Source organism: Mammaliicoccus sp. L-M44 (assembly GCF_022386355.1).
Taxonomy (GTDB): domain Bacteria; phylum Bacillota; class Bacilli; order Staphylococcales; family Staphylococcaceae; genus Mammaliicoccus; species Mammaliicoccus sciuri_A.
The window spans coordinates 1-21,088 of the sequence record NZ_JAJNIU010000018.1; the positions used below are offsets into that span (position 1 = coordinate 1).

Sequence of the window (21,088 nt, forward strand, 5' to 3'; positions counted from 1 at the left end):
ATATAGTAAGCGATAGCGCGCTAGATTATATAAAAAATAAACTGTGAAGTAGAGTCGTACGTTCTCTACTTACACAGTTTATTTTACACTCCCGTTTATTACCACTTTAACTCACATGTTTCTCTATCTTGTGAGTTTACTACCTCTTTAACTCACATCTTTCCTAATCCCAAGACTCTAACCTACACCACACCCACACTACTACTTCTCACTTTTTACCATTTCTGCATATTCGGTATCGGTTATGGCATAAATGACATCGTCTACTACTTTTTCTTTATGAATTCTATTTTTAGGCATGATCCCTATTTTTTTCATGCCGAGTCTTTTCATCACTTCGCCTGATTTAGGATTAATTATACTGTGCATTGCTTTTACTTGATTAAGTCCTAATGTTTCAAATGATAGTGATAGCAATGCTAATCCCGCTTCTGTCATATAGCCATTACCTGTATATTTTAAATTAAGGGCATAACCGAGTTCTCCTCGTTTATGTTCTTGCTCAACTCTTAAATCAATTGTACCTATTAATTTATCTTCGGATTTTAATTCGATACCGTACTTTCCTAATGGTGCTGTCATATAATGTTTTGCAATTACACTTTTAGTTTCTTCTTTAGTTAAGTGTGTTGGAAATACATGTGTTGTATTTTCAACATCAGATGCATATTCGAATAATGATTCAACATCATTTAAATTAATAGGTCTTAAAATAAGTCTTTCTGTTTCCAATATTTGATTTTCTGCTAATTCGACTAATACATCCATACTTAACACCTACTTATGATTGATATTCGTTCAACGCTAATGCTAGACAACCGATTATACCTTGGTCATCATTTAAACTTGGTGTAACAATATATTCTTCTACTGGTGGAACTGCAATATAGTTGTTATTTAATCGTTCAAATTGCTCATGCACTTTTTTTAATAAATGTGTTTGATGCATCACACCACCGCCAAAAATGATTTTTTCAGGCGACAACATTAATGCTGTATTTAGTGCTGCTTGCGCAATATAATAAGCAACGAAATCCCAGTCTTGAGCATTTTCATGAATTTCTTTGGCAGAAATACCTGCTCTTTTTTCGATTGCTGGTCCTGAAGCTAAACCTTCTAAGCAATTACCGTGGTACGGACAATTACCTTCAAAGTCTTGATCATCTTTATGAATTTTAATAGACATATGTCCCATTTCAGGATGACTTAACCCTTGTACAATTTTCCCTTTAACGATTGCACCGCCACCGATACCAGTACCTACTGTATAGTAAACCGCTGAGTCAATATTTTTGGCGATTCCTTTTTTATACTCACCGTATAAAGAGGCATTTACATCTGTCGTAAATGCTACAGGTACATCGAAATGTTCTTGAACTGCTCCTTTAAAATCAAAATTTTGCCACGCAATTTTTGGTGTCGAAGTGATATATCCATATGTATCAGAATCTTTATTGATATCTATCGGTCCAAATGATCCTATACCTATACTACTAATTTGATATTTTTTAAAAAATTCTATAACTTTAGGTAATGTTTCTGATGGCTCAGTTGTTGGTATAGAGATGCGTTCTATTACATTTAAATCTTCATCTCCAACTGCACATACAAATTTCGTTCCACCCGCTTCAATCGCTCCTAGAAGTTTCACTTATATCACACTCTTTCCCTTTTTATTTATTTTTCATAAGTCATATTCTGAATCATAACGCATACGTTCATTAGAACCATCTCTTCTTCTTGAAGACGATTAACATAATAATTGCTATAACGGCCATAATGACGAGAACAATATAATAGCCATCATGCCATTCGAGTTCTGGCATATTTGTAAAGTTCATTCCGTAAATACCTGCAATTAAAGTTAAAGGCATAAACACAACAGAATAAATGGTTAATATTTTCATTATATTGTTCATCTTGAATGAGTTCAAAGAAATATAATTATCTCGTATATCACTCGTCATTTCTCGTGATGAATCTACCATTTCCATTTGTTTCATAAGGTGGTCATTAATATGCGTAATATATAAAAATTGTTGTTCATTAAGATGCAACACTTTACCTTCACGCATTCTATATACTAAATCCTTCATAGGTTGAACAGTTCTTTTAATAATCAGCAATTCTTGTCTTAAATCAAATGTGTCATCGATTAACGTCTTAGTTGTAATATCTAAATTATGACGATCTTCGAAATTAAACACCTTATCTTCAATGTCGTAAATAAACGGAAAATAGTTATCTACTATATCATCTAGAATATGTAATAGTATATCTTTAGGTTCATTTATTTCGATTGTTTCATTAAATAACTTTCTCTTGATTGTATCGATTTCTTCATAACGTTCTCTATGGAATGTCACAATAAAATCATCACCGATAAAGATATCCACTTCTTCAGATTCTAAAGTCTTTAGATCCAATGCATGGAATACAATAAATTGATAATCATCATATTGTTTAAACTTCGGTCTTTGTTGAACTTGCGTTGCGTCTTCTACTGATAAAGGATGAAAATTAAAATAATCAACTAATATTTCAGATTCTTCTTTAGTTGGTTCATTTAAATCAACCCATATCCATTTTTTCTCTTCTGAAATATCTTTAGGTGAATTGGTTTCCTTTAGTTCGCCATTTAAATTGACATAATAAGTTTTAATCATTTTTTTCACACCATTTTTCGCTTTACTTTATTTCATATTATACAACTAAAAAAGCAGTGAGCAAATATACTCACTACTAAAAATAAATTATGAAAATACTACTGTCTTATTACCATTTACGATGACTTTATGTTCACAATGCCATTGCACCGCTCTCGCTAATACTTGAGATTCAACATGTCTACCTGTATGTTTCATATCTTGTGCAGTATATCTATGATTAACTCTTACAACATCCTGCTCAATAATTGGTCCTGCATCTAAATCTTCAGTCACATAATGACTCGTCGCCCCTATTAATTTAACACCTCTTGTATAGGCTTGTTTATAAGGGTTCGCACCAATAAATGATGGTAAGAATGAATGGTGAATGTTAATAATTTTCAAGTGATGTCTATCAACAAATGTCGGTGATAATATTTGCATGTATTTCGCAAGTACTAGTAAATCAACATTGTAGCTTTCACAAATGCTTGTAATTTCATCTTCACTTTCACGCTTTGTTTCTTTTGTTACGCTGACATGATAAAAAGGAATGCCCATATCCTCCACAAATTTGCGATTATTCTCGTGATTGCTGATGACACAACTGATTTCGATTGGAAATTCTTGTCGATTCGCACGTAACATAATTTCACTTAACGCATGGTCTTCTTTAGAAACAAGTAATGCTGTTTTCACTTTTTCTTCAGCATCAAAGATTTGAAAATTAATCTTTCTATTTGTCAGTTCATTCTCTAAAAGCGATTTAACTTCATCGTTTTTATCAAATTCTATACGTAAATATAAATGATTTTCTTCTTCTTGAATGTCTGTATAATGATCTAAATGAAATATATTTGAATTTGTATCTTTTATAATAGTGGATATTAATGATGTAATGCCAATTTCATCTTTACAATCAGCCAATAATATATAATGCTTACTCATGTGCCTCATCCTTTGATTAATTTTGGAAATATTCTTACAATATCAACTATTATAAAATTTAATTTAAAAGAAAACAATAAATTACATCATCAGATTCTAATGTAAACGTATTCATTTATTGTTTTTCCCAATACATGAATTGGTCTAGTTGTAATGATGCTAACGTTTCACGAATTAATCTTTTGCGGTCATAGTAATTAAGACCATGAGATTTAAGTTTTGTAATCTTTCCTTCTTGAACATATTCACCTTTATACAATTTTTTATCCTTTGATACTTTAATGGTCGACTTAGCACCTTCTTTAGGAGAAATAAATAAAGGATCAAATATTTTATAAACTAAGTTCCCAAATGTTTGATTATATTTTGTTTTTCCTAAATTAGTTGAAACAGCACCGGGATGCACTGCCGTAACATGTAAGCCATCTTTCGAAAATTTCTCATGTAATTCTTGCATAAAATATAAAGTCGCAAGCTTAGATCTTCCATAAGACTTAATCGGATTAAATCTTAAAGGATACTTAAAGTTTCGTCTTCCAAGATGTGCAAATAAATATGCACCAGATGATACGATAATAATTTGTTTGTCATGGCTATTCATAATTGAACCAAATAATATATGCGTTAACATAAAATGTCCTAAATAGTTCGTACCAAACATTAATTCGTAACCATCTACAGTTTTTTGTCTTGTTAAAGACATGACGCCTGCATTATTGATGAGACAGTCGACATAAGGATATCGTTCTAAAACAAGTGTCGCAGCTTTCATAACATTTGCTAAATCTGATAAATTACACTTAATAACATCTACTGTTATATGTTGATGTTCCGCTTCTAAAAGCTTTTTTAAGTCATTGCCTTTATCAACATTTCTACATAATAAAATAATAATGTCATAATCGTGTGCTAATTCAATAACTGTTGATTTCCCTATTCCTGAAGTTGGTCCAGTGATTGCTAGAATTCTATTCGACATTGTTTATCTCCTTATTTTTATTGCTTTTTCACATAATTTTGATGTACATAAATCAGTTCTTTAGCCATCTCTTTAATGACTTCAGTAGAAATAAGTTGATCTTCAGCATGAGACAATAACAAATTTAAAGGAACCGGATCACCTGAAGCTTCTGCTTGGATCAGATCCTTATGCACTTTATGTCCTTCAACTAAAAATTGATTGCCTTCAGAAACTAAGTTCTCAGCTGTTTCAAAATTGCCTTCTTTTGCTTCTTGAATTGCTTGCATATAATTACTTTTTGCCATTCCTACATTTGTAATAATTTGAAAGGCAATTTGTTCATATTTTTCCATTTCCTCACCTTATTTCATTAAGCTTTCGGCATGTTTCAATACACCTTCTCCATCCATCATGCCATATTGTTGCATATCAATTACATCTACTGGTACTTTTCCATTTGCTACTTTTTCTACTTGTGCTTTTTGAAATCTTACTTGTGGTCCTAATAGAATAACATCTACTTCATCAACTTTTGTTTCTGCTTCTGATAAGGCTAACGCCTCAACTTCGTATTCTTTACCTTCTTTATTTGCAGTATCTTGCATTTTTTTAACTAACATACTTGTAGACATACCCGCTGAGCAAACTAATAATATTTTTTTCATGTTAATCTTTCTCCTTTATATTAAATTTAAAATGTGCCCAAGGTTTTAAATAGTTGAGCAGTGGTAAATCATGTGGCTCAATTCTGCCAATCACATTGACTTTTCCAGTATTGAGCATCGGCTTTAATGCAATTTGTAATTCACCTTTATATTGACCATATTCTTCATTGTCTATTAATATGTCACCACGTTTAATGGCAACTGTATGATGTGCTGGAAATGATTCATTTTTATACTTTACACGACTTTGTGTTGAACGAATCATATACTCACTGACATCACCTCTATAAAAATGTGGCTCTTCGATTGCAATTTTCTTCTCTAAATCAGAAATTTCATCAAATAACTTTGCATCAAATGTAATAGGTTCATTTATCAAACGACTCAAAATCTCTAATTCCGCTTCTGAAGGGTAACAATTACTGATGATGACATCATCTATCAACCCAGTAGCCCATAAATGTTGAGCTTGGGTCGTTACTGGTAAACCTCTATGATCTTCTAAAGTTGGCAAACCTTCAGTAACTGGCCACGGTCCAAATTCAGCTACTTTACTTGAAACAAATGCTGCTGTTCTTAACCCGTATTTTTTGAATTTTTTACTACCTTCTAAAAAGAATGATTCGGATATTCCTGCATATCGATGAGGATAAAAATTATGGCATCCTACTAAACAAGCGCGATTCGGCTCAAAATCCATCACATTATCAATATAGTGATTCATCACACTCATATTCAGCTCAACCTTAATGCCATAAGGATTATAGGTCATATCACTTGTTTCTTTCGCACCTACCCCTTCATCAAGTCTTATACCATCTACACCTAAATCATTGAAAAAAGATAAATCATTTGGTTCGATACCGAGTACTTTGAATGTGCGAGGTGCCACATCTATAAAAATTTCAAAGTTTAAATTTTTAGCATAACGAATTGTTTTTTCAATGACTGGTAACAATGTCGCTTTATTTTCATCGGTAAGTTGCAATAAATTTGTAAATATTCTCGTAAAACCGTATTGATGGGCTTTTTCGATATATTGAATATCTTCATTTTCATTTGATTTTCCTGGATATAAAGAAATTCCTAACCGTTTCATCAAACTTCACTTCCATTCGCAATATATTTCTTTTTTTATAATTTTGAATATTTTATCTATTTAGTTTATACTATAACAAAATTGAAGCGCTTACAAACGAAGGGGGATTTTTTATGAATAACTTTGCGACATGGATAGAAGGCAAACTTTCAGGTCCAATGACAAAGCTTTCTAACCAGCGTCATTTACTCGCCATTCGTGACGGGGTTATTTCAGCACTTCCATTTATTATATTCGGCTCATTCTTCCTAATATTTGCGACACCACCGTTACCAGAGTCGTGGGCAATTACTCAGTGGGCAACAGAACACGCTGAGCAAATTTTAATTCCATATAGAATGACGATGTTTATCATGAGTTTGTATATTGTGTTTGGTATAGGTTACAATCTCGCCAAATCCTATGACTTAGATCCATTGTCAGCAGCACAACTTTCCACCGCTGCATTCTTATTAACAATCGCACCAACTATGGATAAAAAATTAGGTTTCGTGTTACCAATGACCAATTTAGGTGGTCATGGACTATTTGTTGCAATGTTTGTTGCGATATTCTCAGTAGAAATATATCGATTATGTAAAAATAAAAATATTACGATCAAGATGCCACCTCAAGTACCGCCATCAGTAAGTCGCTCATTTGAATCTTTAATCCCAGTAGTATTTGTACTCGGTGCGATGAGTATCATTACAGTAGTATTCCAACTTGATTTACATACACTCGTTGATAAAATCGTAGGTCCGCTTGTCTTTGCAGGTGATACATTACCTGGTGTACTAGTACCTGTATTCTTAACAACGTTCTTCTGGGCATTTGGTATTCATGGTATGTCAATTGTTGGGACAATCGAACGTCCACTATGGGAAGTATATTTAGCTAAAAATGCAGAAGCACATGCTGCCGGTGAACCATTACCGCATATAGCACCAGAAACATTTTTCCAATGGTTTGTTTGGATAGGTGGCGCAGGTGCTACATTAGGACTTGTCATTTGTATATTATTATTTGCAAAATCTCAGTTCTTAAAGAAATTCGGTAAAGCTGTATCAATACCATCATTATTTAATATTAATGAACCAGTAATATTTGGATTGCCAATCGTATTAAATCCAATCATGGTTATACCATTTATTATCATTCCATTAGTATTAACCGTCATAACCTACTTAGCAACATTATTTGGACTCGTAAATGCCACAAGCGTAATGGCACCATGGACATTACCAGCTCCAATAGGTGCATACTTAGCAACAGGAGGCGATTGGCGAGCAATCGTACTCGTACTATTTAATATCGCCGTATCAGTCGTCATCTATTTCCCATTCTTCAAAATGTACGACCGTAAAATGGTCTTAGAAGAAAGCGGCGAATCAAAAGAACAAATCGAACAAGATATGAAAGAAGGCAAATAGTAAGAAAATTTGTTTATTATCTATATCAAGACGACACTTTTCATCAAACTTACGTTGCCAATTGGCAATGATAATAGGATTAATAATCCTAAAGTGATTCGCAGTATCTTGATAAGACAGCATATTATCTTGTCTAAATTTTAAAACAGATAATTTAAATTCGCTAGTATAAACAGTGTTTCTACTTTTTAATTCTAAACCTTCTTCTCCGAACTCTTTATATTGATTGACCCATATCCGAAGGACAGACCAACTTGAAACCCCATATTTTAAAGCAATTGTTCTATAACTTTGATGTCCTTCTAAATATTCCTTTACAAGTTTTAGTTTGAATTTGAATTCATATTTTTTCCTCATAAAAATGCACCCCAATAATTTGATTTGTTTAGGTCAAATATTTGGGTTCACATCACTCGTGAGTTTACTACCTCTTTAACTCACATGTTTGGCGATCTTATGAGTTTATTACTTCTTTAACTCACATCTTTCCGAATCCACATCCATACTCAATACACCTTCTCTCCCCATACTCCATATTCAACAACACTCCACACCTAAATCAAACTTCCACTCCCCATATTCCTCATTCCAAAAAAAAGCCTGGTACAGCTATTGAACTGTACCAGGCCGGTCCTTCTACATTAAATAATAATATCAATAAAGAACCATATGATCATGACTACCATAATCAATGCTTTTGCTATTGAGCTTGTTAAGAATCCAAGTAATGATCCTACGCTTGCATTTGTTGCGGCTGCGATATCACCTTTTTGAATGATTTCTGTTACAAATACTAATACAAATGGAACGATTATAATTCCAAATGGAGGAAATACGAAACAACCGATGATGACACCGACTGCTGCCATTGTTTCTCCTAATTTAGAACCTCCAAATTTCTTAACGAAATAACTATTCATAATGATATCTGACAAGATCATAAATATTGTAAATACAATCATTACTACCCAAAATACCCAAGACAATTTGCTTGAATCAATTGCAAAGTGATAAATGAAATACCCTACCCATATAAATAATACGGATGGAATAATAGGTTTCACTAATCCTATAAATGCAATTACAAACATTAAGATAATTAATATCCAACTTATTGCTGTCATTTTTATATCTCCTAACTTACTTTAGTTTCGTTATGTGTCGTATGTTCTACTGTGAATATAAGTAATACAAATGCTACTGCTATTGATAAACTTGAAACAAAGAATACATTCCCTAGTCCAACGAGATCACTCATAATACCACCTAATAAATTTCCACCTAACTGACCGATTACCATAGCATTGGCAAACAATGTTGATGCGTAACCTGGAAATTCTGGTAAAATATCTTGGAAATAACTAATACCTAAGCCTAGTAAAATAGCTAAGAAGAATGCTAATGCTAGTTGTCCTATCAACATTGCTACGAAACTATCAAACACTCCGATGCTAAAGTAATATCCGAATCCAAAAATTGACCCTACCATTAATAATGTTTTTGTTTTGAACTTACTTGCAATAATACCAAGTATAATCATAAACGGAACTTCTAATCCCGCACATAAACTTGCTAAATAGCCGACATGTGATTCATTATCTTTAAGATATTCTGTTACATATAACGGCATATTCAACGTATACATCCACTGACCAACATGTAACAAAATGAATGCTAAGAATGGTATTAATAATGTCGGTTCTTTCATTAAGTTTGGTGCTTTCTTTTCTGTAAAATTACCGATAGCATTTTTAATAACTTTTTTCGGCTCTTTATAAAATATAATTAATAATACTAAAACTGTTAAAAATAGTGCCACTGTTCCACCAAACAATCCATCATATCCAAAGGCACTTAACAATACTGTCCCAATTAAAGGACCAAATAAAAATCCTAATGAAAATGTAGAACGTAGAACTGTATTAGCAAATATACTTCTATCTTTATAAGCTGATTCATTAATTGATTCACGTGCTGAGGCATACATTTGAGGCATTGCTGGTGCAGCTAAACCTTGGAACATTGCGTAAAGTGCGATAAACACCCAAATTGTATGTATGTAGAAATAAATGGAGAAACATAGTGCACCCATAATAAGTGCGGTAATGATAAGATATTTACGATTAATTTTGCCACTATCTGAAAATCTAGCAACAATAGAGTTTACTGTAAATGATGCCCCTGCTGCAAGCGCCATTAACAAACCATATTGCCCTTTCGTCATGCCTAAATGCTGTGTCGCATACAACACTAGGAATGGAACAGTAATCGCAACTGCCATACCAAGTAAACCCATATTTGCGGTAAAGAGTTTATAATTTTTTATTTGAAATAATTTCAAAAACATGAATTCACAACTTCCTATATTTTATTATATGCTTGTACTTTAAAGCTTATCCTCTGCTACGTCAATGCTTTATTGCTATAATTCACATTAACCGGTAAAATCATTATTAAATATTGTAAAAAGGAGTCATTCTCGTGGATTACAAAGTAGATTATATATCAGTCGGAAAAATTGCTAATATCACATTTAGCGATCAAAAATCAAAAAAGACTGCCATTTTCAAAGAACCTTTTAAAGATAAGATGTACTTAACACATACAGGCTTTGTTGAAGACGAACAGCAATACAAAGGACATGGTGGACCTGAAAAAGCACTCTGTTTTTACAGCAAAGATAATTATGCATATTGGGATGACATTATTGATTTGTTACCAAAGTATGCAATTTTCGGAGAGAATATAACCGTTTCAGGTTTAACAGAAGAAGATTTAAACATTGGTGACACGTACGAACTTGGTGAAGCGATCATTCAAGTTTCATGTCCAAGACAACCTTGTGCTACAATTGCACAACGTTATGGCATTAAAGATTTAGTTAAACACATGGCTGATAGTTATCGAACAGGCTGTTACTTCAGAGTATTAAAAGAAGGATACGTTTCACAGAATGACAATATGAGATTAATTAAGCAAACTGAGCCTAAACTATCGATTTATGAATTGAATGAAACACGATTTAAAGATAGTAAAAATCTACAACGTATCGACAATATTTTAAATCACGAAGCGATTAATGATGAAACTCGAGAAATATTTACGAAGTTAAGAAAGCGTCTGTCATAGAAATCAATATAACAAAAGCAGAAAAGAAATCCGTAAAGATTTCTTTTCTGCTTATTTTTTTCCTATTTCAAGCTGATTAATATAATTCTTTAAGACTTCTATGAATGATTTCACTTGTGGTAATTGTAATACGTTATGTTCATAACATATATATGTAGACCTTGTCAGCGGTTTACGCATGACATTCAATTTCTTGATTTCAAATTTATCTGTATCGATATCACCTATAACGAGTTCAGGTAAGACTGTTACACCTACACCATTTAATAGTAATGCTTTACATGTAGCAATTTGATCGACTTTAATCAGTGCATGATATTCTTGTTGTAAATAATCTGAATACCACTCTTCTATTTGTTTTAAGTAAATTGGTTCTGCTTGAAACTCGATCATTGGTAAAAGGTGTAGATCTTGTTTTCTATTTTTAGGATATATAAAGTAATGCTGCTCATTAAGTAGAAGATCATTTTGAACATTCATGACTTCGTTTCCTCTTACGACCATGATATGAAAGTCATTCTGATATTGTTTAATGTGTTCACTTGAACCGATTTGTAATTGTATATCCACATTAGGATATAAGTGCGTGTATTCCCCTAATACTTGCGGGAGAATAGTCTGTCCGATTAATGAAGATACACCTATTGAAATGCTACCATTTACTTCGCCTATTTTAGAACTGATTTTATCTAATAATAAACGTTCTTCTTTTAACATTTTTCGAGCGTGCTCAATTACAAGTGAACCTTCATTTGTTGTTATCAATTGCTTCTTTGTTCTTATAAAAATATCTATACCGAAAAAGTTTTCAATTGTTTTTAACCTTTGACTCACTGCCGGCTGAGATATATAGAGAATGTCTGCTGCTTTCCTTAATGTCTTTACGTCTTCTAATGTTACCAGTAACTTATAATCGTCTACTTTCAATTGACACACACTCCTTACTTTCATTATATTATAACACGATTTGCCTACACGACCATGCCTACAACTTTAGACCGAAATATAAATTTTTTTATTTCATAAATTGAAAGTCGATTCATAATTCGTTATAGTTGAGCATGTACATTAAATAGGAAGGATCATATCATGCTTATTATCGAAATTATTAAATATGTTTTTCTTGGGCTACTTCAAGGTGTAACTGAACCGATTCCGGTTTCTTCAAGTGGACATCTCGTTATGGCACAAGAATTTTTAGGATTACATACGGACGGTTTAACTTTTGAAATTGTTGTGAATACCGCTTCATTAATTGCCGTCCTTATCTTATTTAGAAAAGATATTATCACGCTTATTGTTGATACACTTAAATATATTAAAGGTGACCGTACCGAATCTATTAAGAAAAATTTCCAACTTGCGATGTACTTAGTCATTGCAACGATTCCTGCAGGTGTTCTAGGTATTATCTTTAAAGATATTATTGGGGATACTAAAAGTGTGATTATGGTAGGTATCATGCTTATCGTCACTGGTATCGCATTGTGGTTTATTAAGAATAAACGGGGACAAAAGCTTGAAAAAGATTTGTCTCTTAAAGATGCTATTATCGTAGGTCTATTTCAAGCAGTTGCTTTAATACCTGGACTAAGTAGAAGTGGTGCAACGATTGTTGGTGCATTAGGTGTAGGTATGAACCAAAAAACAGCATTTAAATTCTCATTCTTACTATATATTCCAGTAAGTCTAGGTACAGCTTTACTTGGTATTAAAGATATTGTTGAAACACCACCCGATACATCATTGATGATTTCATATGTATTTGCATTTATTGCATCTCTTGTAGCAAGTTATTTCTCACTTAAATGGTTACAAGGCATTATGGAACGTGGTCAATTAGGTATCTTTAGTAAATATTGTTTCATCGTAGGTCCATTAGCAATCATACTTGCGCTAATCTTCCTATAATAAAAAAACGGGGAATTCCAACTTTAAAGGGATTCCTCGTTTTTATATAGAAATATGCCATAACATTGTAGTTAAATCACTTCGCATTCATAATTTCGTGAAAACAATATCTGATTTTCTTTTCAATTCCTTTGAAATCCGTCTCTAATTTAAACATAATTTCATGAGCTGTAACATATGCCTTATGGAATTGGGCTTTGGATATTTTCTTCTCTTTGAGCATTCTTTCTAAATCATCTTCATCAACAAGTTCATATTCACCCGACTTCGGTATCACTAATACATCAAGACATAAATCTAATGTTCTAGCATTGCCAAGTTGTGTGATATTCCTCAAATTCACATCAAAATAGTATTGTACTGGTTTATTCTGTTTATCGTACATTACAGTGATACTATATGGCTTCTTTTCAGGTAAGATTTGCATCCACTTATATCCATTATCCGCAACTGTAATTTCCCTGCCGACCACATTTACTTGTAAAGGCTCTTTTACTTGTACCATTGTTACTAATCCAACTAGCCCTTTAAAATGATTGGTGTCCAATACAACTTCTTTATATTCGCGATTAAGGAGACGTCGCCAATGACGTTTGTCAATATACTTAACTTTCATAAGTTACCAACTCCTTTTTTACATTATATAAAAAACCATGTCTAATTCAAAGCATTCAATATAGAATTTCATAAATTAAATTACTATTCTAAAAAAACACTACAAGAAACTTCACTGTTTCTTGTAGTGTTTAAACAATTAAACATTAATATATAATTTAAAAATACAAAATGAATTTATATTTTTATATCTAGGAGTTCTTACTATTCTTTTGATAAATAATGAGATTTACCTTTTAAGAATAAACTTAAAATTAAAGCAATCACACTGAATAATGTTGCTATCCAGAATGCATCGTTAATACCTTGTACTGTTGCAAGTTTATTGAAGTAAGTAAATAGTGCAGTTGTACCTGCTTCTTGACCGCCAACAGAATCTGATAAAGCTTTAATTTGTTCTTGGATCATAGGATTTGTTGAATCCATATTATCTGACATATTTGCTAAATGTGATGTCGTATTTTGAGTCATTACTGTAACAAGAATGGCAGTACCGATTGACCCTGCTAATTGTCTTACCGTATTACTAATTGCATTACCATGCGGAATTAATCGTTGTGGTAATGAATTCATACCTGCTGTCATAATTGGCATCATGATGAAACTCATACCAAATGAACGGACAATATAAATAACAAGTATTGTTGTATATGGTGTATCCATATTTAACTGTGTCAATTCCCAAGTAGCGAATGTCATAATTGTTAAACCAATTAAAGCGAGTGGTTTAATACCAAATGAGTCTAACATTTTACCAGCTATAGGACCCATGAAGCCCATTATAAGTGAACCTGGTAATAGTAATAACCCTGAATCTAGTGGTGTAAAACCACGTAAGTTCTGTAGGTAGATTGGTAATAAGATCATACCACCGAATAAACTCATTGTTACGATAACGTTAATGATCGTAGTTAATGTAAAGCCTGAATATTTTAATGCTGACATATCAAGCATTGGATTTTTCATTCTCACTTCACGAATAACGAATAATGCTGTGAAGATAATACCGATAATCAATGATAATGAAACTGTTAATGAAGTCCATCCATCGTTACCCGCTTCACTAAATCCATAAAGTAATAATCCAAATCCTAAAGTACTAAAGATAATACCTTGAACGTCTGGTTTTGGATTAGAAGTTTTTTGATAAATTCTAAACCAGAAGAAACTAATAAATATTGCAACTAAACCAATTGCAAACATACCATAGAACATGACATTCCAATGATAGTTTTGTACGATCCAACCTGATAATGTTGGTCCGATTGCTGGTGCTAAAATAAATGCAATACCTAAAGTACCCATTGCCGCACCACGTTTTTCTGGTGGGAATATTGTCATAAATACGTTTGAACCTAATGGCATTAACACACCTGCACCAACTGCTTGGATAACACGACCTGTCATCATCATTGGGAAGTTAAATGATAAAGCACATATAATTGATCCAATTGTAAACAACGTCATTGCAATAAGAAATAGTCTTCTGTATGAATATTTACTTATTAGAAATGCACTGATTGGTATTAAGATACCATTCACTAACATAAATCCTGTCATTAACCATTGTCCTGTAGACGCTGAAATACTGAACTCATTGTTAATAACCGGTAAAGCAACATTTAATAATGTTTGGTTTAAAATAGCAATAAACATACCAAACATCATCGCAACTAAAATTTTGTTTCTTGAAATACCTTTGCCATATACGAAATTGACATGATGTTTCTTAATTTGTTCATTAATTGGTTCGTCTTCATTTAATTCCATACCACGATCAGATAATTCAGTATGCTCATGTGATTCACCTGATTCTTCATCATGATCTTCAGAAGACGTATTAATAGAAGTTGTTTCGTTCACCTCTGAGTTAGATGACTTATGTTCAGCTTCCATTTTTTCAATATTTGAACGTTCTGGTTGATGATTGATATTATCATCTTTTGATTTCAATTGTGTTTCTTTGTTTTCTGTTGTTTCATCAGTTACTTGCTTAGAAACTGATTTACTTTTTTTGCGTTTTAAAACAAATGCATTAATTCCAATCCATAATAGGATTGCTACAATTATATAAGCCACCGTAAAGGTTGATGTCATAATACACCCTCCTTAATTCTTGTGGATTCGAACTTCAACATTCATTCCTGGAACAACATTTGTTGATGGCTTAGAATCAAATGTGATTTTCACTGGAACAACTTGTGTCACCTTTGTATAGTTTCCATTACTATTTGATGAAGGCATCAATGAGAAACTTGATGCAGTTGCTAATCCAACTTGAGACACTTTACCTTTAACACTAGCTTCTTGTCCGTCGATATACACGTCAACAGCTTGTCCTTTTTCAACATCTTCTACATCTGTATCGTCAATGTTTGCAGTTACATATAAATCATCAAAGTTATATGCATATGCGATTGGTGATCCAGCTTGAACTAAACTGTTTTCTGTTGCAGAAGTTTTTACGATTGTACTTTTAGATGGTGCTTTAATGTCCATTTCTTGAGACTGTCCATCTTCACCTTTACCAGCTACTTCTCCGATTTTGTCGCCTTTGTCATAAGTTTTACCTTCTTTAGCGTCGAAGCTTGTTAAGTTACCTGATACTGGGCTAGCAATTTTGATTTGCTCACCGTCAACTTTTGCATTTTCTGTTTTTACATAATCTGTTGCTTCACTATAATAATGGAATCCTACTAGACCAATAGCCACTAAAATTACTATAGTGATAACATTTACAAGCACTATTTTTTTCATTACTTTATTTCCTCCAAATTTCAATGATTTATTCATTATACGGCTCTGTAATCATGATTTAAACCAACAAATTAAATAAGTTTGTCGGGTTAAAATAGCGGAAAAAATCAGATAATTATTCATAATATCTACATATTTAAATGGTATATGAATGTATCTTTGAACGGCTTTTTGTTAAAATATTAGGGATGTATTTATTCGAGGTGACCTATGAAAAAACATGCGAGACAACTAATCATAAGTAATATGGTTTACTTATTAGAACATTATCATTTTGATGAAATCACAATAAAAATGTTATGTGCAGAATGTGGCATCAATCGTTCAACATTTTACGCACATTTTAAAGATAAATATGAAACGTATGAAGAAATCAAACAGTTTCATATGACGAACTATGAAACATTAATGGATAATATAGAACAATCTATTCTTGAAAACCCCGATAAAAGAAGAAAGTATGTTAAACAGTACTTTACGAATGTCTTTTATTACATATCAAGACATCAAAGATTTTTCACAAGCGTCTTTGTCGTCCACCCAGAAAAAGAACTCATCATCAGCTTTATCAAACTCATTAAACTAAGATTTGAAAAATTGATTACACGAATAGGTACACTTCAAGACGTCAATTTCTTCCTTGACTATACAGTCGGTGGACAAATCGCTACCATTTATAGTTGGCTAAAAAACGGATGTGTAGAAAAACCAGAAAAAATGGCAGATATTATGTATCGGAATATTATTAAGATTAATAGATAAGGGTACGATATCTCAGTCTTCGTGCGTTACTCCCTGCACTTCCTACTTATCAAAAAAGACATTCACCTTCACGGTGAATGTCTTTTTTATATACTGTTAAAAGCTTGATAAACCTGTACTTTCTTGAATTCTATATAATACTTTTTTCCATAGTGCTTCGTCTTTGAATTCATCATATTGTGCAGTCATGTCATGTTCACTATTATTCCAAGATTGTTTAAAGTTATTGGATAATTTTTTAAAGGCTGCATCACTTTGTTTTCCTTTAATGATAATATCTGATTCTAAATTAAAGTCTCCGATGTTTCTTCTTGTTAAATTGGATGAACCTAATATCATCGTGGCACGATTGTTTTCATTTTGCTCAAACAACATATATTTAGAATGATATTGTTCTCCATTTGAACGAGCCCATCTTACTTTAATGCTTCCTTTTGAGCGATTGATTAATTCACTTGCAACTGGTTTATTTGGTACGCCTGGCTTTTCTTTACCAAATGCTTCTTTATTAATATCAAGTATAAGTTTGATATCCACATTTCTTTTAGAAGCTTTAATCAATTCATCAATCACATCTCTGTCTGAAAGATAAAACATACCTATTGAAATATGGTCTTTAGATTGTGCTTTTTTAATATTTTGAATGACTTGATCTTTAATTTTACCTTCAGTCGCTAGTTGCACACTATACTTGGCGTTATCATTCCAGCTATTGTTTTTAATTTTGAAATCACTTGGTGAGTATCGACCGCCACTCATATTCGCAACTGCAATTTCTGATTTAATAATTGCATTTTGGATTGGACCTGACACTCTGACACCAACATTTTGATGATAACCACTTGGATCATGTGGATTACTAGATAAGATCATGCCATGTTTTTCTGTAACTAAAGTCTTTCTATGATTTGCTTTCATATTTAAAATATTTAAATAGCCTCTAACCGTAACATCTGGTGCTTCAGGACTTAATGGATTACTTAACTTACCATTTTCACTATTACCAAACCATTGGAAAAATGTTCGATACATGCCTGAATAAATCGGATTAGAATCTCTTAATTCATTAAGATTTGTATAGTAAACATCTATATTATTGGCTTTTAGATCCTTAATATGATCTGGCGTGTATGAATCGTAGAATGAATTAAGTGGGTCAGTAATCACAATAATTCTCATATCTGGGTTTTCTTTTTTCTTATCAATTAATGATTGTGTAAGACGTTGAGATATTTTTGGATAAGTCTTGTCTCCCGTTTGATAATGATTAAATAAGAACATATCCATAATAATAAAATCATCCGCTTCTTTAATCGTCTCATTTACTTTATCAAATATTTCTTGATTGTACTGCATCTTATTCCCGTTTTTATAAGTGACATCTGTTAATAGTTCCACATGGTCTGTCATCGTTTCTGAACTCACTTTTGAAACGCCATGTGGTAAAGGTTTAAACACATGATAAATACTCATAGCTATCACAATTCCAATAATCAATAAAAGGAATCCATAAATATATTTCTTTTTATTTTTACGCTTTGATTTATCATTTTTCTTTTTTCTTTTTACAGACTGACTTTTCTTTTTGATATTTTTCTTTTTATTAGCCAAGTGTTTAATCTCCTCCTTTTTATTTATTATATCAAAACTAAATTGACATCGATGTATTACTTTGGTATTTTTAATTAATATTGAATTTTTCAGAATTTTTAGAGTATATAAACAGGAGTGAAGTAAATTGACAGAACAATTAAGACCTTTCCGTGCCGACCATGTAGGTAGTTTACTAAGAACCGAGCCTTTAAAGAAAGCTCGTCAACAATTTTCACAAGGTACGATTACACAAGAAGATTTAAAGAAAGTTGAAGATCAAGAAATCGATAAGATTATTGAAAAACAATTAGAAGTCGGACTGAAAAGTATTACAGATGGTGAATTCAGACGTTCTTATTGGCACTTTGATTTCTTAGAAAACTTAACAGGCGTAGAAGATTATGAACCAGAAATTGGTTTAACATTTAATGGCGTAGAAACTAAAAAACATGACGTAAGAGTTGTAGGAAAAGTTCAATACAACCCAGACCATCCTCACTTCGCACATTTTGATTATTTACATAAGCAAGTAAACGGAAGAGCTGTAAGTAAAGTATCTATACCAAGTCCAAACCAGTTATTCCATCCAAACATATTAAACCATGAAATCTATCCAGATATTTATGAATATGCGAAAGATGTTTCAGAAGCTTATCGTCAATCTATTCTTAAATTCTATGAATTAGGTTGTCGCTATTTACAAATTGATGATGTATATTGGGCTGGATTAGCAGCAACAAAACAATTAATTAAAAATAGAGAGCGTTCTGAAGAAGAAAAAGCAGAAGCTATCAAACTAGCAGCAAAAGTTGTCAACGATGCATTAGCTGATTTACCAGAAGACTTATTGATTACAACTCATATTTGTCGTGGTAACTATCAATCATCATGGGCAATTACGGGTGGTTATGAACCAATTGCGAAAGAACTATTTACTGAAAAGCTACAAGGCTTCTTCTTAGAATACGATGACAATCGTTCAGGAGACTTTGAACCATTAAGACACTTTGATAGAAACGATGCATATATTGTATTAGGTTTATTCACATCAAAAACTGGTGAACTTGAAGACAAACAAAATATTCTTGATCGTTTAGACGAAGCAACAAAATACGTTTCAAAAGATCAATTATGCTTAAGTCCTCAATGTGGTTTCGCTTCAACAGAAGAAGGTAACATCTTATCTGAAAATGAGCAATGGCGTAAATTATCTTATGTCATCGAAACTGCTAAAGAAGTATACGGAGAACTATAATTACGCAAAAAATCCCAATCCGACACATTCGGATTGGGATTTCTTTATATTAAACTTTAAATTGTTTCGAAAGCATATTTTTCAATTACTTCTTGATGTTGTGGATACTGTTCAATTAATTGAGCCTGCGTAAACAGTTCAAATTTTTCAAACTGGAATCCTGGTGCACACATACATCCTACAAGTGCATAGTCATTGTCACCTTCAACAGTTGAAGCAAATATCACGCCTTTTGGTACGAGGGCTTGTAATACATCTCCCTCTTCAACATTTGGACCGACTTTAACTTTTTCATAATGTCCATCCGGATAAATCATATGCACAGTCAATGTTTGCCCTGCATGATAATACCATACCTCATCAGATTCTATTCTATGAAAATGCGAAATATTATTTTTTTCTAATAGAAAATAAATACTTGTATATAACGCGTTGCCATCATTTAAAGCATGTTCTGATTTAATCGTTTCATGATAGAAACCACCTTCAGGATGTGGTATTAAATTGAGTGCACTTATCCATTTCTCTTTATTCATCTAAACACTCCATTACAAGTCAACATTGTGGAATACTTGTTGTACGTCTTCTAAATCCTCAATTGCATCGACTAATTTTTCAAACGTTTGTAAATCTTCTTCTGATAATGTTACTTCTGATTGAGCTAACATTGAAAGTTCAGCTACATCAAAATCTTCTACGCCATTTGCTTTAAGCACATTTTGAACTTGTGCAAATTGATCTGGTTCTGCGTATACAATTGTTAACTCTTCTTCTTCGATAACATCTCTTACATCTAAATCTTCTTCTAATAATAGTTCGAAAACTTCATCAGCAGATTTTCCTTTAAATGCGAATACAGCTGTATGGTTGAACATGTAAGCAACTGAGCCTGATACACCCATATTACCGCCATTTTTACCGAATGCTGCACGTACATCACTTGCTGTACGGTTTACGTTATTTGTTAATGCATCAACAATTAGCATTGAACCACTTGGACCGAAACCTTCATATCTTAATTCATCAAAGTTTTCTTCTGATCCGCCTTTAGCTTTTTCAATTGCTCTATCTATAATATGTTTAGGAACAGAATAAGTTTTAGCTTTTTCTAATACAAATTTAAGATTTTGGTTTGATTCTGGATCAGGTTCACCTGATTTAGCAGCTACATATATTTCTCTACCAAATTTAGCATAGATTCTACTTGTATTTTTGTCTTTTTGGGCTTTTTTATCCTTAATATTATTCCATTTACGTCCCATATTTCCATCTCTCTTTCAAGTGAGTTATTTAACATACTTATTATACAATAATGATTACATCTGGCAAAGTT

23 protein-coding genes are annotated in these 21,088 nt (G+C 32.4%); 5 read left to right on the plus strand and 18 right to left on the minus strand.

All coding sequences use genetic code 11. From position 1 onward, the window contains the following. Positions 1–201: 201 nt before the first annotated feature. From LQ611_RS10295 to LQ611_RS10330, 8 genes are all read right to left on the minus strand, one after another. A complete protein-coding gene (locus LQ611_RS10295; RefSeq protein ID WP_204172993.1) occupies positions 202–768 on the minus strand; it encodes a GNAT family N-acetyltransferase in 567 nt (188 codons plus the stop codon). A gap of 13 nt (positions 769–781) precedes the next feature. Beyond that, entirely contained in the window at positions 782–1,651 is an 870-nt protein-coding gene (locus LQ611_RS10300) for an ROK family protein (protein ID WP_025904333.1), read from the minus strand. 70 nt (positions 1,652–1,721) lie between these two features. Beyond that, positions 1,722–2,666 carry a magnesium/cobalt transporter CorA gene (gene corA, locus LQ611_RS10305; protein WP_025904332.1) on the minus strand — a complete coding sequence of 315 codons (945 nt, stop codon included), beginning with the start codon at positions 2,664–2,666 and terminating at the stop codon, positions 1,722–1,724. Between the two features lie 87 nt (positions 2,667–2,753). Further along, positions 2,754–3,596: a formyltetrahydrofolate deformylase gene (gene purU / locus LQ611_RS10310; protein WP_025904331.1), complete on the minus strand. Its 843-nt coding sequence runs from the start codon at positions 3,594–3,596 to the stop codon at positions 2,754–2,756. Between the two features lie 115 nt (positions 3,597–3,711). Continuing rightward, entirely contained in the window at positions 3,712–4,575 is an 864-nt protein-coding gene (locus LQ611_RS10315) for an SDR family NAD(P)-dependent oxidoreductase (RefSeq protein WP_025904330.1), read from the minus strand. A 17-nt stretch (positions 4,576–4,592) separates the two neighbouring features. Next, positions 4,593–4,910: a PTS sugar transporter subunit IIA gene (locus tag LQ611_RS10320; RefSeq protein ID WP_107634108.1), complete on the minus strand. Its 318-nt coding sequence runs from the start codon at positions 4,908–4,910 to the stop codon at positions 4,593–4,595. Between the two features lie 9 nt (positions 4,911–4,919). Next, positions 4,920–5,222 carry a PTS sugar transporter subunit IIB gene (locus LQ611_RS10325; RefSeq protein ID WP_025904328.1) on the minus strand — a complete coding sequence of 101 codons (303 nt, stop codon included), beginning with the start codon at positions 5,220–5,222 and terminating at the stop codon, positions 4,920–4,922. A 1-nt stretch (position 5,223) separates the two neighbouring features. Further along, positions 5,224–6,321, minus strand: coding sequence for a DUF871 domain-containing protein (locus tag LQ611_RS10330; RefSeq protein WP_025904327.1), 1,098 nt, complete (start codon positions 6,319–6,321; stop codon positions 5,224–5,226). 113 nt (positions 6,322–6,434) lie between these two features. Here LQ611_RS10330 and LQ611_RS10335 point away from each other — a divergent pair, with 113 nt between their 5' ends. Further along, on the plus strand, positions 6,435–7,733 hold the full coding sequence (locus LQ611_RS10335) for a PTS sugar transporter subunit IIC (RefSeq protein WP_107577108.1): 1,299 nt from the start codon (positions 6,435–6,437) through the stop codon (positions 7,731–7,733). Here the strand turns inward: LQ611_RS10335 and LQ611_RS10340 are convergent. The 3 genes from LQ611_RS10340 to LQ611_RS10350 all read right to left on the minus strand — a co-directional run bounded on the left by LQ611_RS10340 (position 7,692) and on the right by LQ611_RS10350 (position 10,080). Continuing rightward, the gene (locus LQ611_RS10340) at positions 7,692–8,090 is read right to left on the minus strand and encodes a helix-turn-helix domain-containing protein (RefSeq protein ID WP_107565407.1); all 399 of its coding nucleotides are present in this window, start codon (positions 8,088–8,090) and stop codon (positions 7,692–7,694) included. The genes LQ611_RS10335 and LQ611_RS10340 overlap by 42 nt on opposite strands. A 284-nt stretch (positions 8,091–8,374) precedes the next feature. Beyond that, a complete protein-coding gene (locus LQ611_RS10345; RefSeq protein WP_025907349.1) occupies positions 8,375–8,857 on the minus strand; it encodes a DUF456 domain-containing protein in 483 nt (160 codons plus the stop codon). Between the two features lie 11 nt (positions 8,858–8,868). Next, positions 8,869–10,080 carry a sugar efflux transporter gene (locus LQ611_RS10350; RefSeq protein WP_025907351.1) on the minus strand — a complete coding sequence of 404 codons (1,212 nt, stop codon included), beginning with the start codon at positions 10,078–10,080 and terminating at the stop codon, positions 8,869–8,871. A gap of 134 nt (positions 10,081–10,214) precedes the next feature. On the opposite strand from LQ611_RS10350, the gene LQ611_RS10355 reads away from it, so the two are divergent. Beyond that, entirely contained in the window at positions 10,215–10,862 is a 648-nt protein-coding gene (locus LQ611_RS10355; protein WP_107565406.1) for an MOSC domain-containing protein, read from the plus strand. Between the two features lie 51 nt (positions 10,863–10,913). Here LQ611_RS10355 and LQ611_RS10360 read toward each other — a convergent pair whose 3' ends face one another. Beyond that, positions 10,914–11,789, minus strand: a complete 876-nt coding sequence (locus tag LQ611_RS10360) for a LysR family transcriptional regulator (protein ID WP_025907355.1) — start codon at positions 11,787–11,789, stop codon at positions 10,914–10,916. 162 nt (positions 11,790–11,951) lie between these two features. Between LQ611_RS10360 and LQ611_RS10365 the strand changes: the two genes are divergently transcribed. Continuing rightward, the gene (locus LQ611_RS10365) at positions 11,952–12,773 is read left to right on the plus strand and encodes an undecaprenyl-diphosphate phosphatase (RefSeq protein ID WP_025907358.1); all 822 of its coding nucleotides are present in this window, start codon (positions 11,952–11,954) and stop codon (positions 12,771–12,773) included. A gap of 76 nt (positions 12,774–12,849) precedes the next feature. On the opposite strand, the gene LQ611_RS10370 is transcribed toward LQ611_RS10365, so the two are convergent. The 3 genes from LQ611_RS10370 to LQ611_RS10380 all read right to left on the minus strand — a co-directional run bounded on the left by LQ611_RS10370 (position 12,850) and on the right by LQ611_RS10380 (position 16,145). Further along, positions 12,850–13,389, minus strand: coding sequence for a ribonuclease FAU-1 family protein (locus LQ611_RS10370; protein WP_025907360.1), 540 nt, complete (start codon positions 13,387–13,389; stop codon positions 12,850–12,852). Positions 13,390–13,592: 203 nt separating this feature from the next. Continuing rightward, positions 13,593–15,485: a DHA2 family efflux MFS transporter permease subunit gene (locus LQ611_RS10375; protein ID WP_025907362.1), complete on the minus strand. Its 1,893-nt coding sequence runs from the start codon at positions 15,483–15,485 to the stop codon at positions 13,593–13,595. A 12-nt stretch (positions 15,486–15,497) separates the two neighbouring features. Then, positions 15,498–16,145, minus strand: coding sequence for an HlyD family secretion protein (locus tag LQ611_RS10380; protein ID WP_025907364.1), 648 nt, complete (start codon positions 16,143–16,145; stop codon positions 15,498–15,500). A gap of 210 nt (positions 16,146–16,355) precedes the next feature. On the opposite strand from LQ611_RS10380, the gene LQ611_RS10385 reads away from it, so the two are divergent. Then, on the plus strand, positions 16,356–16,907 hold the full coding sequence (locus tag LQ611_RS10385) for a TetR/AcrR family transcriptional regulator (protein WP_025907366.1): 552 nt from the start codon (positions 16,356–16,358) through the stop codon (positions 16,905–16,907). Between the two features lie 96 nt (positions 16,908–17,003). Here LQ611_RS10385 and LQ611_RS10390 read toward each other — a convergent pair whose 3' ends face one another. After that, positions 17,004–18,518: a phospholipase D-like domain-containing protein gene (locus LQ611_RS10390; RefSeq protein WP_107565405.1), complete on the minus strand. Its 1,515-nt coding sequence runs from the start codon at positions 18,516–18,518 to the stop codon at positions 17,004–17,006. A gap of 127 nt (positions 18,519–18,645) precedes the next feature. Here LQ611_RS10390 and LQ611_RS10395 point away from each other — a divergent pair, with 127 nt between their 5' ends. After that, positions 18,646–19,755, plus strand: a complete 1,110-nt coding sequence (locus tag LQ611_RS10395; protein WP_025907369.1) for a 5-methyltetrahydropteroyltriglutamate--homocysteine S-methyltransferase — start codon at positions 18,646–18,648, stop codon at positions 19,753–19,755. A 56-nt stretch (positions 19,756–19,811) separates the two neighbouring features. Here the strand turns inward: LQ611_RS10395 and LQ611_RS10400 are convergent, their stop codons facing one another. Next, positions 19,812–20,291, minus strand: a complete 480-nt coding sequence (locus LQ611_RS10400; RefSeq protein WP_025907371.1) for a cupin domain-containing protein — start codon at positions 20,289–20,291, stop codon at positions 19,812–19,814. Between the two features lie 12 nt (positions 20,292–20,303). After that, complete coding sequence (locus LQ611_RS10405) at positions 20,304–21,017, minus strand: YebC/PmpR family DNA-binding transcriptional regulator (RefSeq protein WP_025907373.1); 714 nt, start codon at positions 21,015–21,017, stop codon at positions 20,304–20,306. Positions 21,018–21,088 lie beyond the last annotated feature (71 nt).